We start from the raw sequence: 12,829 nt of genomic DNA, 5'->3' as shown, positions 1-12,829 counted from the left end.
CGCGTCATCGCAGGGCTTTTTAGACGATTTGGCGACGTCATCGGCGAGGATGGTGAACACAGGGTTTCACCGTGATCCGCATGGTTTCGAAAGGGTGGACGGGCGTGGCGGCAGAGCTCACGGCACGGACGTCAATCGAAAATTTACGACACCGTCGATTGCAAAGATTCTTGAGTCAATTTTCCGCGAATTAAGCGGAAGGCAATCACTTGCGATTTATCGAGAGTTGCTAGGTCCGACATCCGCGGAGATCGCCGCGACGGGGTCTAACATACAGGTCGCAAGATGCGCTTTCTGCTTCGCATCACATTCTGGCTCGGGCTGGTGCTGGTGCTCCTGCCGCGGGACAAGACGCCCGAATCGGACAAGCTGCCGCAGATCGGCGCTGCCGACGCGGTGCAGGCTGCGACCGCGGCCGTCTCCGACATGACTCAGTTCTGCAAGCGCCAGCCGGCGGCCTGCGAGGTCGGCGGACAGGCCGCGACCATCATCGGCCAGCGCGCGCAGGACGGCGCGAAGAAGATCTATCAGATCATCAACGACAAGAAAGAGCAGCTCGAGAAGCCCGACAAGAAGGCGCCCGACCACACCGGCTCGATCGCGATGGCCGGCGAAGGCGATCTTGCTGCGAGCGAGGCGCCGCGCGACACCCTGTCCCAGGACGACCTCGCGCTGGAATGGCGCGGCCCGGCGCTCGCACCGGCGAATTAGCGCCTAAACCCTATCGATTTCACGCGCTTGCGTTCCTATATTGGCCTGAACGGGAACTTTGGGCCAGCATGACGACGATCGACGAAATCAGGGATAATTTCGAGATTCTGGACGAGTGGGACGACCGCTATCGGTACGTCATCGAGCTCGGCCGCACCCTGGAACCGATGTCCGAGGCTGAGCATTCGGCCGAGAACAAGGTCAATGGCTGTGTCAGCCAGGTCTGGCTTCAGAAGCTGATCGATCATCGCGATGGCGGCGCGCCAATCCTGACATATCGCGGCGACAGTGACGCCCATATCGTGCGCGGGCTGGTCGCGATCGTGCTGTCGCTTTACTCAGGCCGCACGCCGCAGGAGATTCTTGCGACCGACGCCATTGCCGTATTCGACGAGTTCGGCTTTCGCGATCATCTGACGCCGCAGCGTTCCAACGGCCTGCGCTCGATGGTCGAGCGCATCAAGACCGACGCGAAAGAGGCTCTCGCGGAAGCCTCGTAGAAGATCTACTTCCGCTTCCGCTGCTGCTGTCCCAGTCCCATCTGCTTCGCAAGCTGCGAGCGGGCCACCGCATAGTTCGGCGCGACCATGGGATAGTCGGCCGGCAGGCCCCATTTCTCGCGATATTGCTCCGGCGTCATGTTGTACTGGGTGCGCAGATGGCGCTTCAGCGACTTGAAGCGCTTGCCGTCTTCCAGGCAGACCAGATAATCGGGCGCGATCGACTTCTTCAGCGAGACCGCCGGCTTCGCGGGCTCGAGCGGCACCGTCTCGGTGCGGCCCGACGAAACGCGCACCAGCGCGCCATGCACCTGGCTGATCAGGTTCGGAATCTCAGCCGCAGGCGTCGGATTATTGCTGAGATAGGCCGACACGATGCTCGCCGTCAGCTCAATGAAATTCTTCGCCCCGGCATCCGACATCGGCCCCGCCCTTCTCCACCTTGCGTCTCACGGGAGAGACGACGTCAGAGTATTCCGTGTCAACAATACGTTTGGCTGAAATGGGACCACTGAGGCGTATGGGCGGATTTACTGACGAACCAACAAGAACGCCAGCGCTTTACTTGGCTGCGCCAGACTTGCCTGCGCCCGCTCTTCAAGCGCCCCGCTGGTCGAGGTGGGAGCGCAGCTCGTCGATCGAGGCAAAGCGCATCATCCCCTCCGGCATCTGGGCTTCGATCGAGCCGTCGGAATAGAGCGAATAGGCCATGCCGTCGACGATGCCGGATTTGAGCACTGTCACGGGCGCCTGCTCGGCCGCGGCCGCCGGCTCCGGCGCAGGTGGCGGAGCAGCCTCCGCGAAGGTCGACGGCGAGCGCGATGGCGGTCGCCGCGAGGCGGCCGGCGGCTCTGCAGGCCTCATACGGTCCGGCTTCGGCCAAGCGTCGTCAAAGCTCGCAGGCGGCGCCTCCGGGGCAGGCTCCGCCGACGGCTCGGCAGGCGGCAGCGGCGGCACGCCCTCGCCAGTCTTCGCCTCCGCGCGCTCTCGCTCCTTGCGGGAGGTCGAGGCGAACAACAGGTTGCGCCGGCGCGGCGGTTCCGGAACCTCAGGCGGGCTCGGAGCTTCCGGCGGTGGCGGAGGTTCGACGCGCGGACGCTCGCGCGCGGCTGCTTCGCTCTGCCACGGCGGCGGGCCTGCGGCCGGCAATGGCGGCGCCGGCTCCATCTTCTCTGCGCCCGTCGGCTCAGGGGCGGCGGCAGGCGTTCCAGGCAAGCCGAGACCCGGAAGCACGGGCCTGACCCGAACGTCGGACGGCGCGATGGATCCAGCGAGCCGGCGGGCCAAGCCCTTCAATTCCGCGACCACGACGTAGAGGCCGGCCAGTAACATTCCGGAGCAGACGCCGATGGTGCCGGAGATTATGAGGGTGCTGCCGAGACTGAATTCCCTGACGGTGAAGCCGAACAGGATCGCAAGGAGGCCCGCCAAAACGGCGAAAATCCCCGCGATCAACAATGCCAACGCCATCGAACTCACCCCTAGCCGCGCAGCCACACGCGACCCTCGTCACGCCACGATACCGTCATCCGGTGTTCCACGCCAACGTCGAATTATAACCTGCGTTCCTAAAGGAAAGGAAATCAGGGACTTATTCACATTCCCTTCAGCTACGGCTCGCTACTTTAGGCCGCTCTCAAGTTGGCCGGATTTGCTGCGTCGCATCAGGAATTAGCCATAATGCCCAATTACTTGCTAATGGAACTGCGCTATAGGGATTCCGGGGAGCAGGCCCGCGCGCACCAGCAGGGCCAAGAGGGGATTCCGGGTCACCAATAGCCATGACATCCATCACGACTTCGGCGATCGACACGCCCCTGCGGCGCTCGGTTGAACGGACTTGCGACGATCTCGCCATGCTGGTGCTGGCTGCGGTCGTCGTCATTGCAGGCTTGACCTTCCGCGACTACGGGCTCGGCTGGGACGACTACACCCACGCCGAATATGCCGACCTGCTGCTGCGCATGTTCGGTTCCGGTTTCAAGGACACCGCGGCACTCTCCTTCGCCAACCTCTATATGTATGGCGGCGGCTTCGACATGATCGCGGCGCTCCTGCACAAGGTGATTCCGCTCGAGCTGTTCGAGACGCGACGTCTGGTCGGCGCCGTCGTCGGCGTGATCGGACTTGCGGTGACGTGGCGGCTCGGCCGCCGGGTCGGTGGCCCCCTTGCGGGACTTGCCTCGCTCCTGCTGCTCGCGCTCTGCCCGATCTTCTACGGCCACATGTTCATGAACCCGAAGGATGCGCCCTTCGCAGTGGCCATGATCATCCTGATGCTGGGCCTCGTCCGCCTCGCCGAGGAATATCCGCAGCCTTCGCCGCGCACGATCCTGATCGTCGGCCTTGGTGCCGGCCTCTCGCTCGGCACCCGCATCCTCGGCGGCTTGGCGCTGGTCTATGCCGTGATCGGCTTCATGCCGCTGTTCCTGGAGGAACTGCGTAGCGAGGGCCTCCGCGAGTCGGTCCGACGCTTCGCTTATGTCGTCTACGTGCTGCTGCCCGGCCTCGTGCTTGGCTACCTCGTGATGGGGCTGATCTGGCCGTGGTCGATCATGGAGCCCGGCAATCCCTTCGAGGCGCTGACCTACTTCTCGCACTTCTTCGAGAAACCCTGGAAGGAGATGTTCGACGGCGCGATCGTGTCCGTGCCCGACATGCCCTGGTCCTACCTCCCGACGCTGTTCGCGCTTCAGTTGCCCGAGGTGATGCTGGTGCTGATGTTCGGCGCCGTGATCGGCACCTTCGCACTGCTGCCGCGTCGCCAGGTTCCCGCCCGCCGCAAGACCATCATGCTGATGCTCACGCTCGCAGCGACCCTGCCGCTCGCGATCGCAATGGTGAAGCGGCCGGCGCTGTACAACGGCATCCGCCATTTCGTATTCGTGATCCCGCCGATGGCGGTGCTGGGCGGCGTCGCCTTTGGCTGGGCCATGGAGCGCCTGCGCGCCAATCACCGCACCTGGCAACCGGTCGTGCTCGCCACCTTCTGCTTTGGCCTTGCGCTCTCGCTCGCCGAGATGATCCGGCTGCATCCCTATCAATACACCCACTTCAACCACATCGCCGGCACCGTGCGCGGCGCCGACGACCGCTTCATGCTGGATTATTGGGGTCTGGCGCTGAAGCAGGCCTCGGACGAATTGCGCGAGCAGCTGGTCGAACGCCAGGAAGTGCCGCCACGCAACCGCAAATGGAAGGTCGCCGTGTGCGGTCCGCAGCGCCCCGCCCAGGTCGCGCTCGGTCCCGACTTCACCATCGGCTGGGATTCCAATGCCGCCGATTTCGCCATGACCCTCGGTGAGTTCTACTGCAAGGGCCTCACCGCGCCCGTGCTGGTCGAGATCAAGCGCGACGACGTGGTGTTCGCCCGCGTCTACGATATCCGCGGCAGCAGCATTTCCAGCCTGCTGTCGATCCCGGCGCCGTAACAAATTCCTCCCGACCGTAGCGGATGAGCGCAGCGACATCCGGGGCCTATCAGGCAGCCCCGCATATCGCTTCGCTCATGCGGGCTACGCTGGACTGCCGCGCTTTGTGTGCCTTGCTGGCAGCTCGCGGCAAGACTACGCTCCCTCCCCGAAACAATGATGTTCGGAGAGATCAGCCATGTCGCCAGCGGAAGCGCGCCTGAAGGAAGTGCCGTCGAACATGACGGAGGCCGAGTGGCAGCAACGGGTCAATCTCGCCGCCTGCTATCGCCTCGTCTCACTCTACGGCTGGGACGATTTGGTCGACACCCACATCTCAGCGCGCGTGCCCGGCCCCGACCATCATTTCCTCATCAACCCCTACGGGCTGATGTTCGACGAGATCAGGGCGTCGAGCCTGGTCAAGGTCGATCTGCACGGCAACCAGCTCTCCGAGAGCGAGTACAGCATCAACCCCGCCGGTTTCACCATCCACTCGGCGATCCACGAAGTGCGCGAGGACGCCATCTGCGTGCTGCATCTCCATACCCTCGACGGCACCGCGGTTTCGAGCAGCGCCGAAGGCCTGCTGCCGCTGAACCAGACCGCCCAGCTCGTCACCCACGACCTCGCCTATCACGACTACGAAGGCATCGCGCTCGACCACGACGAGCGGCCGCGGCTGCAGAAGGACCTCGGCGATCACAACCACATGCTGCTGCGCAACCACGGCACGATGACGGTCGGGCGCTCGGTCGCCTCGGCCTTCGAGCGCATGTATCACCTGGAGCGGGCCTGCTCGATGCAGGTGCGTACGCGCGCGCTGGGCACGCCGGTCTATCCGGTCGACGATGTCGCGATCGACAAGAACACCGAGCTGCTCGCTAACCGCGACCGCGCCGAATTGCGCGCCACTAACCTCGTGTGGCCGCCGCTGCTGCGCAAGCTGGACCGCGAGCTTCCGGGCTACCGCTCTTGAGATTTTCGGGATTTGGTGTAGGGTAGGTCTCAACACCCTCTACACATTTTCGGAATGAAACGCCGCCCAATTCCGGGCGGCGTTTTTATTTGGCCCCCGTCATTGCGAGGAGCGAAGCGACGAAGCAATCCAGGCTGTCTTCGCGGGGAGATTCTGGATTGCTTCGCTATGCTCGCAATGACGAGGACAGAGCGCCCGCTACTTCACCTCTGCCAGCGCCGCGAGGATGCGGGCCCAGGAGCGGATGCCTTTCTGGAAGCTGCGGAGGTCGTACTTCTCGTTCGGCGAGTGGATGTTGTCGTCGTCGAGGCCGAAACCGACGAGCAGCGAGTCGAGCCCGAGCGCGCGCTTGAAGTCTGCGACGATCGGGATCGAGGCGCCTGAGCCCATCAGCACGGTCTCCTTGCCCCATTCCTCGGTCAACGCGGTCTTGGCGGCGGCGAGCGGCTTCATGTTCCAGTCGAGCGCAATCGCAGGCCCGGCAGAGTGGTCGCCGAACTCGACCTTGCAGTCTCCCGGAATGCGCGCCGTCACGTATTCACGGAAAGCCTTGCGGATCTTTTGCGGATCCTGCCCTTCGACCAGCCGGAACGAGACCTTGGCCGAGGCGTGCGACGGGATCACCGTCTTGGAGCCCTCACCGATGTAACCGCCCCAGATGCCGTTGACGTCGCAGGTCGGACGCGTGGAAGCCTGCTCGACCAGGAGCCTGCCCTTCTCGCCGGCCGGTATCGATAGCCCGACGGGCTTGAGGAACGTGTCTGGCGTGAAGTCGAGCTTCTTCCACTGCGCGAGAATGTCCGGCGGCGTGTCCTTCACCCCGTCATAGAAGCCCGGAATGGTGATACGGCTGTCATCGTCGAACAGCCCGCCGAGAATTTTGGTCAGCACCCGGATCGGATTCATCGCGCTGCCGCCGAACACGCCGGAATGCAGGTCGCGATTGGCGGCGGTGATCTTGAGCTCCTCATAGAGCAGACCGCGCAGCGAGGTCGTGATCGCGGGCGTGTTGCGGTCCCACATGCCGGTGTCGCAGACCAGCACGTAATCTGCCTTGAACTCGTCCTTGTTGGCTTCGATGAACGGCACGAAGTTCTTCGAGCCGACTTCTTCCTCGCCTTCGATCAGGAACGTGACGTCGATCGGCAGTGATCCCGTCACCTTCTTCCAGGCGCGGCAGGCCTCGACGAAGGTCATGACCTGGCCCTTGTCGTCCTCGGCGCCGCGCGCCACGATGATCTTGCGGCCGTCGGCATGGTCGGTGACAACAGGCTCAAATGGCGGACGGTGCCAGAGCTCGATCGGATCGACCGGCTGCACATCATAGTGGCCGTAGAACAGCACATGCGGCCGGCCGCCCGCGACGCTCTTGCCGACGACCGCGGGATGGCCGGCGGTCGGCCTCACTTCAGTCGCAACGCCGAGGCTCGCGATGTCCCTGGCAAGATGCTCGGCCGCCGCCTTGCAATCGGCCGCGAAGGCCGGATCGGCGGAGATCGACTTGATCCGCAACAGCGAGAACAAACGCTCCAGGCTGTTGTCGAACTCCTTGTCGATGTGGTCGAGCACGGATTGAAGCTGCGCATTTGCCATTGTCGTATTCCCTGCGTTCGAATCCCAAGACGTCGGGGCTCAAGCTGTCTTCTCAAGAACTATCGGCTTTTAGCGCTGCCGCGGCGTTGGGGCCAGCCGCAACCGGCGGATGCCGGATGTGCCATGCGAGACTAGCTGCGAGGACCGCCGTGGCGACGAGGTTATTGCCCCAGGCCTGAAAGACATTGGGAAACCACGGCAGCGCCAGCAGCATGAGGATGCCGGCGGCGCCAAGGGCGAGCCAGGTTCCCAGGCGCACGTTCGCCCGCTCGTCGAAGGCGGCGCGATGCATCAGCACCGTCATCGGGAAGAACAGCCACATGAAATAGTATTGCCGCGCCAGGGGCGATGCCACCGTCATCAGGCAGAACAAGATGCCGAGCTCCTCGGCGTCCGAGCGCGCCGTACGCCGCGCTTGCCGTGGCATGACCGCGACGAAGCCCAATCCGAGTAAGGCCGACAGCGCCAGCACGATCCAGTTCGCCGTCCTGTAATCGACGTCGATGACATTCATCGTGCGCGGCGGCTTGTTGGGATCCTCCTGATTGTAGTTGATGGGCCGGACCAGCCGGTGCGTGACGGAAATGAGTGACTGGTTCACCCACGACCAGTTCTGCTCGTCGCGCTGGCCAAATCCTTTTTCCGAGCTCGACCCGACCATGCCCTGATACCAGGTCTTGACCTCGGCGGCGTTGCGCTCGAAGCCGCGAATGGGGGCCGGCACGATATAGAGAAGCATGCCGGTGAAGGCGACCGTGGCGACGGCGGCTCCCCACTTTCGCCGCCAGACCAGATAGGGCAGCACCGCAATGGGAAACACCTTGATGGCGGTGCCGAGCGCGAACATGAAGCCTGCGAGCCAGGAACGCTGATGCTGCAAGCTCCAGAAGCCGTAGAGCATCATCGCCAGCAGGACGAGGTTCGGCTGGCCAAGATCGAACATGTCGAACACGAAGGTCACGGTGACGAGAGCGGGCAGCGCCTCCACCCAGGGGCCAGGTGTGCGGCCCGAACCCGTCATGGCATTGGAGAGCATCCCGGTGTACCACCACGCCGCAATATTCAGGATCGACAGCACGCTGTAGAGCGCGATCTTGCCGAACCAGCTCGGGATCGCCAGCAGGATCGCCGGCAGCGGTGGGTAGATGAACTCGAAGTACTCGTGGATGTCGCCGGGATAGAGCGGCCCACCGTTCAAGACCTGTTGCCCGGCCCAGTACCACAGGCCGTAGTCCTTGGTTTTGCCGTGCCCGAAGATCTCGGGACCAAGGACATCGGCAGCCAGAATGAAGCAACAGAGCAGGAAGAGCAGGTCGAGCGGCGCACGCAACGACAGGGTTCGGAGTGCGCCGGGTCGGACGAAAGATTCAGGTGAGGTCACGGTGTGGTCCAGTCAGGGGCCATAGCACCTAGCAGACCAACGGACGCTTGGAGAGTCCTGATCACCCGAATTTGTACCCGCCGCGCACAAGCGGCGGGTCTGCGGACGAACTGCCTCAAACGAGGCTTTCTGCCTACCTGCGCAGCAAGCCGCCAAGCGCGCCACGCACAAGCGTGCGGCCGATCGAGCCACCAAGCTGGCCAGCGACCGACTTGCCGATATTCGCGGCCATCCCCCCGATCACCTGATTGGTGACCGATCGGGTCACGTCGCGGGCGATGACCTGGCCCGTCGAGAGGCGGCCGCGCTTGACGTTGGTGCCGAAGATGGTGCCGACCATCGAGCCGATCTGGCCGAGGATGCCGCCGCCCCCAATGCCGCCAGCCGCGCCGGGATCGGCAGTCGCAGCCGTGCCAGCAACGCGCTTCTGGATCATCTCGTAGGCGGACTCTGCATCAACGGCGGTGTCGTATTTGCCCTTCACCGGGCTTGCATCCAGGATCGCCTTGCGCTCTTCCGGCGTGATCGGTCCGATCCGGGCCGATGGCGGCCGGATCATCACCCGCTCGACCATCGCCGGCGTGCCGTTGCCTTCGAGAAAGGACACCAGCGCCTCGCCCTTGCCGAGCTCCATGATCACCTTGGCAGTGTCGAGCTTCGGGTTGGGCCGGAAGGTCTGGGCCGCGGCGGCGACCGCCTTCTGGTCGCGCGGGGTGAAGGCGCGCAGTGCGTGCTGCACCCGGTTGCCCAATTGTCCGAGCACGCGGTCGGGCACGTCGACCGGGTTTTGCGTGACGAAATAGACGCCGACTCCTTTGGAGCGGATCACGCGCACCACCTGCTCGATCTTGTCCATCAGCGCCTTGGGCGCGTCGTTGAACAGCAGATGCGCCTCGTCGAAGAAGAAGACCAGCTTCGGCTTGGGCAGGTCACCGGCCTCGGGCAGCTCTTCGAACAGCTCCGACAGCATCCACAGCAGGAATGTCGCGTAAAGCCGTGGGCTCTGCAGCAGCTTGTCGGCGACGAGAATGTTGACCATGCCGCGGCCGTCACGGTCGGTCTTCATGAAATCTTTCAGCGTCAGCGCCGGCTCACCGAAGAATTTGGTGGCGCCCTGATTCTCAAGCACCAGAAGCTGGCGCTGGATGGTGCCGACCGTGGCCTTGGTGACGTTGCCAAAACCCTGCGCCGCCTTCTTGATCTCGGCAAGCGGACTCTCCTCGGCATCCGCCCCCCTCTTGCCGGCGTCGGGCACGATGGCATCGAGCAGCGCGCGCAGATCCTTCATGTCGATCAGCGTCAGCCCATTGTCGTCGGCGACGCGGAAGGCGACGTTGAGCACGCCTTCCTGCACATCGTTCAGGTCGAGCATACGTGCAAGCAGCAGCGGGCCCATTTCCGTGACGGTCGCCCGCACCGGGTGGCCCTGCTCGCCGAACACGTCCCAGAACACCGTCGAAAACTGGTCGGGCTCGAACGTCAGCCCCATCTCGGTGGCGCGCTTGACGATGAAATCTTTGGCTTCTCCGACCTCGGAGATGCCGGAGAGGTCACCCTTGATGTCGGCAGCGAACACTGGAACACCGGCGCGCGCAAATCCTTCTGCCATCACTTGCAGCGAGACCGTCTTGCCGGTTCCGGTTGCACCCGTGACGAGGCCGTGGCGATTGGCGAACGCCAGCGTCAGCCATGCCTGCTCGTTTCCTTTACCGACGAAGATCTTGTCGTCGGTATCACCGAGCTTGCTGTCCTGTGCGGTCATTATTCCCTGATCTCTCTGCCCTGTTTCGCATATCGAAACTCGAATGCACCAGTTCCGTAGTTTAACGCATGTCGCGCGCTGATTGAAACCATTCAACGCGCTCCGGGCATGCGACATCGTCGGAAACATGCAGGTGGCATCCGCCGAAAGTAGGAGCGACGCGTTCGCATCGCGGCATTTTTCTGCCGATTTCATCTCCGCTCTTGCATCACTGCAACACTTATCGCGCGTTCGAGAATGAATCGGAACGTTGATGGCGTTCATCGCTTGTATTTCACATCACACCGGCTCAAGATCATTTTCGAAAGCAATACTCCGGCATGTGAACCGGCTGAGGGGCGGCCATATGGACGAGCTGATCGGGCGGCTGGCGACAAACGCCAGCATAGATAGTGCTGTCGCTGAAAAGACCGTCGGCATTATCCTGGGCTTCCTCCGCAACGAGGGTCCTTCCGACAGCGTCCAGGTCCTGATCGACCAGATTCCAGGTGCAGAAGCGGCAATCGAGGCGTCCCGCAGCGGCGGAGGACTTTCGCGGCTGATGGGCGGCGGCCTGATGGCGGTGGGCACGCGCCTGATGGGCCTGGGACTTGGCGTGTCCGAGATTCAGAACATCGCCCGTGAACTTTTTCGCTTCGGCCGAGACAAAATCGGAGCGGATCAGATGGGCAAGATCATCGCGGGGACCCCGGGCCTCAGCCAGTTCGCCTGACGCCTGCGCATTTCACATCGAGTATCATGACATATCCGATCTCCGAGATTGAGGGCCTGTCGGCCTTTGCCGCCAACAAGTTGAAGGCGCAGGGTATCCGCACCACCGACGCGTTGCTCGAGGCGGCTTCGACCGTGAAGGGCCGCAAGGCGCTCTCCGCCAAGACCGGCATCAGCGAGCAGTTGCTGCTGGAATGGGCCAACGTCTCCGACTACATGCGCATCCCCGGCATGGGCAGGGCCAAGGTCGGCCTGGTCCGCGCCGCCGGCGTCACCACCGTGCGCGAGCTCGCCTACCGAAATCCGGCAAGGCTCGCCCAGAGCATGCGGGATGCCAACGAGAAGAAAAAGCTGCTCCGCATCCTGCCCTCGGAAAAGTCGGTCGGCGACATCATCGCCAAGGCGAAAAAGCTGCCACCGAAGATTTCGTATTGATCCAGGGACAAGGTTGGGCAGATAGAGCACCGCTCCTTCCCGGTCGTCACTGCGAGCGCAGCGAAGCAATCCAGAGTTGAGCCTCCCCTAAATCGGTGGACACCTATAGCTTAGGCAGCGAGAGGTGTCAGATGGCGAAACGGCAGCGACGGTCCTATTCGGACGAGTACAAGCGGCAGGCAGTCGATCTGGTCTTGTCGAGCGGCCGCTCGGCGAAGTCGGTATCGAAGGAGCTCGGGCTTGACGGCTCCGTGCTGAGCCGATGGGTGAAGGATCGGAGCACGGTGGCAGCCGGCGGCAGCGCCGTGGCGCCCACATCGCAAGCGGCGGTGCCGTCGGCGGACCAAGCTGACCTGGTCGCACGGTTGCAGCGGGAAAACGAACAGCTGCGCATGGAGCGCGACATTTTAAAAAAGTCGATAGCGATCTTTGCTGGACCCCGGACATGAGGTTCCGTTTCATCGAAGATCGCCGGGCGGACTATCCGGTTAAGATCATGTGCCGTGTGCTCGGCGTCTCGCCCGCGGGCTACTATGCTTGGAGGTCGCGCCCGGAAAGCCCTCGGGCCGTGGCCAATCGAGATCTGCTGGAAGGCATCAAGCGGGTTCATCGCGAGAGCCATGGCCGCTATGGCAGCCCGCGCATCCATGTCGAGCTCAAAGCCCAGGGACATCATGCAAGCCGTGGCCGGATCGAGCGGCAGATGCGCCGTCATGGCGTTCGAGCCATCTCCGCCGGGCCGCGACGATGCCGCACCACCGATAGCGGGCATGGCTTCCCGATCGCGCCGAACCTGCTCGGCCGGAACTTCTCGGCCGCCATGCGCAATCAGGTTTGGCTCGCCGACATCACCTATGTCTGGACCGGCCAGGGATGGTTGTACCTGGCCGCCGTTATGGATCTGTACAGTCGCCGCATCGTGGGCTGGGCAATGGACGACCATCTACGCGCCGAATTGCCGCTCGCCGCATTACGAATGGCGATCAAGGGACAAAAGCCCGGCGCCGGCCTGATCCATCATTCCGATCGCGGCATCCAATATGCTTCAACCGAGTACCGCCAAGCGCTGCAAGCCGCCGGCTTTCGGCCTTCGATGAGCCGCAGAGCCGACTGCTACGACAACGCCCCGATGGAAAGCTTCTTCCACACGCTCAAGACCGAACTGATCCATCACAGTCAATATGAGACCCGCAATGAAGCCGAGCGCGACATCTTCGCTTACGTCGAAGGCTTCTACAATCAGACCCGAAGGCACTCGGCTATCGGCTATATCAGCCCGGTCGAGATGGAGCTAAAATCGGCTTGAACCCTGTCCACTTTTTTGGGGGAAGATCAGAGTCTCTCCGC

General features: G+C 63.2%; 12 protein-coding genes. 7 read left to right on the top strand and 5 right to left on the bottom strand.

What is annotated here, in order from left to right:
* Nucleotides 1-285: 285 nt before the first annotated feature.
* Both BRA1417_RS0117675 and BRA1417_RS0117670 read left to right on the top strand, forming a co-directional pair.
* Nucleotides 286-711 (top strand): DUF5330 domain-containing protein, encoded by a 426-nt coding sequence (locus BRA1417_RS0117675; RefSeq protein WP_027516911.1) that lies wholly within the window; start codon nucleotides 286-288, stop codon nucleotides 709-711.
* 68 nt (nucleotides 712-779) lie between these two features.
* A complete protein-coding gene (locus tag BRA1417_RS0117670) occupies nucleotides 780-1,211 on the top strand; it encodes a SufE family protein (RefSeq protein ID WP_007608201.1) in 432 nt (143 codons plus the stop codon).
* A gap of 5 nt (nucleotides 1,212-1,216) precedes the next feature.
* Here BRA1417_RS0117670 and BRA1417_RS0117665 read toward each other — a convergent pair whose 3' ends face one another.
* Together BRA1417_RS0117665 and BRA1417_RS0117660 are read right to left on the bottom strand one after the other, a co-directional pair.
* Complete coding sequence (locus BRA1417_RS0117665) at nucleotides 1,217-1,633, bottom strand: MucR family transcriptional regulator (RefSeq protein ID WP_027516910.1); 417 nt, start codon at nucleotides 1,631-1,633, stop codon at nucleotides 1,217-1,219.
* A 175-nt stretch (nucleotides 1,634-1,808) separates the two neighbouring features.
* Nucleotides 1,809-2,681 (bottom strand): hypothetical protein, encoded by an 873-nt coding sequence (locus BRA1417_RS0117660; protein ID WP_027516909.1) that lies wholly within the window; start codon nucleotides 2,679-2,681, stop codon nucleotides 1,809-1,811.
* A gap of 311 nt (nucleotides 2,682-2,992) precedes the next feature.
* Between BRA1417_RS0117660 and BRA1417_RS0117655 the strand changes: the two genes are divergently transcribed.
* A complete protein-coding gene (locus BRA1417_RS0117655) occupies nucleotides 2,993-4,642 on the top strand; it encodes a glycosyltransferase family 39 protein (protein ID WP_027516908.1) in 1,650 nt (549 codons plus the stop codon).
* Nucleotides 4,643-4,820: 178 nt separating this feature from the next.
* On the top strand, nucleotides 4,821-5,600 hold the full coding sequence (locus BRA1417_RS0117650; protein WP_027516907.1) for a class II aldolase/adducin family protein: 780 nt from the start codon (nucleotides 4,821-4,823) through the stop codon (nucleotides 5,598-5,600).
* Nucleotides 5,601-5,798: 198 nt separating this feature from the next.
* Here BRA1417_RS0117650 and BRA1417_RS0117645 read toward each other — a convergent pair whose 3' ends face one another.
* The 3 genes from BRA1417_RS0117645 to BRA1417_RS0117635 form a co-directional block, all read right to left on the bottom strand.
* A complete protein-coding gene (locus BRA1417_RS0117645; RefSeq protein WP_027516906.1) occupies nucleotides 5,799-7,193 on the bottom strand; it encodes a M20/M25/M40 family metallo-hydrolase in 1,395 nt (464 codons plus the stop codon).
* A gap of 52 nt (nucleotides 7,194-7,245) precedes the next feature.
* Nucleotides 7,246-8,574 (bottom strand): glycosyltransferase family 87 protein, encoded by a 1,329-nt coding sequence (locus BRA1417_RS0117640; protein WP_027516905.1) that lies wholly within the window; start codon nucleotides 8,572-8,574, stop codon nucleotides 7,246-7,248.
* 133 nt (nucleotides 8,575-8,707) lie between these two features.
* Complete coding sequence (locus tag BRA1417_RS0117635; protein WP_027516904.1) at nucleotides 8,708-10,336, bottom strand: helicase HerA-like domain-containing protein; 1,629 nt, start codon at nucleotides 10,334-10,336, stop codon at nucleotides 8,708-8,710.
* Between the two features lie 346 nt (nucleotides 10,337-10,682).
* On the opposite strand from BRA1417_RS0117635, the gene BRA1417_RS0117630 reads away from it, so the two are divergent.
* From BRA1417_RS0117630 to BRA1417_RS0117615, 3 genes are all read left to right on the top strand, one after another.
* Nucleotides 10,683-11,048 carry a hypothetical protein gene (locus BRA1417_RS0117630; protein WP_027516903.1) on the top strand — a complete coding sequence of 122 codons (366 nt, stop codon included), beginning with the start codon at nucleotides 10,683-10,685 and terminating at the stop codon, nucleotides 11,046-11,048.
* A 26-nt stretch (nucleotides 11,049-11,074) separates the two neighbouring features.
* Nucleotides 11,075-11,482 carry a DUF4332 domain-containing protein gene (locus BRA1417_RS0117625; RefSeq protein ID WP_007608193.1) on the top strand — a complete coding sequence of 136 codons (408 nt, stop codon included), beginning with the start codon at nucleotides 11,075-11,077 and terminating at the stop codon, nucleotides 11,480-11,482.
* 131 nt (nucleotides 11,483-11,613) lie between these two features.
* Nucleotides 11,614-12,788 (top strand): IS3 family transposase gene (locus tag BRA1417_RS0117615; RefSeq protein WP_156948563.1). Its coding sequence is split into 2 segments (ribosomal slippage): nucleotides 11,614-11,923 and nucleotides 11,923-12,788, totalling 1,176 coding nucleotides; the frame shifts between segments, so codons are not numbered across the junction.
* Nucleotides 12,789-12,829 lie beyond the last annotated feature (41 nt).

The organism is Bradyrhizobium sp. WSM1417 (assembly GCF_000515415.1).
Classification (GTDB): domain Bacteria; phylum Pseudomonadota; class Alphaproteobacteria; order Rhizobiales; family Xanthobacteraceae; genus Bradyrhizobium.
This window is presented reverse-complemented; position numbering and strand designations above follow the sequence as displayed.

What these genes read in the sequence shown, in the direction of transcription:
- BRA1417_RS0117675 (WP_027516911.1), top strand. Translation starts at nt 286, where the DNA reads ATGCGCTTTCTGCTTCGCATCACATTCTGGCTCGGGCTGGTGCTGGTG.
- BRA1417_RS0117670 (WP_007608201.1), top strand. Translation starts at nt 780, where the DNA reads ATGACGACGATCGACGAAATCAGGGATAATTTCGAGATTCTGGACGAG.
- BRA1417_RS0117665 (WP_027516910.1), bottom strand. Translation starts at nt 1,633, where the DNA reads ATGTCGGATGCCGGGGCGAAGAATTTCATTGAGCTGACGGCGAGCATC.
- BRA1417_RS0117660 (WP_027516909.1), bottom strand. Translation starts at nt 2,681, where the DNA reads ATGGCGTTGGCATTGTTGATCGCGGGGATTTTCGCCGTTTTGGCGGGC.
- BRA1417_RS0117655 (WP_027516908.1), top strand. Translation starts at nt 2,993, where the DNA reads ATGACATCCATCACGACTTCGGCGATCGACACGCCCCTGCGGCGCTCG.
- BRA1417_RS0117650 (WP_027516907.1), top strand. Translation starts at nt 4,821, where the DNA reads ATGTCGCCAGCGGAAGCGCGCCTGAAGGAAGTGCCGTCGAACATGACG.
- BRA1417_RS0117645 (WP_027516906.1), bottom strand. Translation starts at nt 7,193, where the DNA reads ATGGCAAATGCGCAGCTTCAATCCGTGCTCGACCACATCGACAAGGAG.
- BRA1417_RS0117635 (WP_027516904.1), bottom strand. Translation starts at nt 10,336, where the DNA reads ATGACCGCACAGGACAGCAAGCTCGGTGATACCGACGACAAGATCTTC.
- BRA1417_RS0117630 (WP_027516903.1), top strand. Translation starts at nt 10,683, where the DNA reads ATGGACGAGCTGATCGGGCGGCTGGCGACAAACGCCAGCATAGATAGT.
- BRA1417_RS0117625 (WP_007608193.1), top strand. Translation starts at nt 11,075, where the DNA reads ATGACATATCCGATCTCCGAGATTGAGGGCCTGTCGGCCTTTGCCGCC.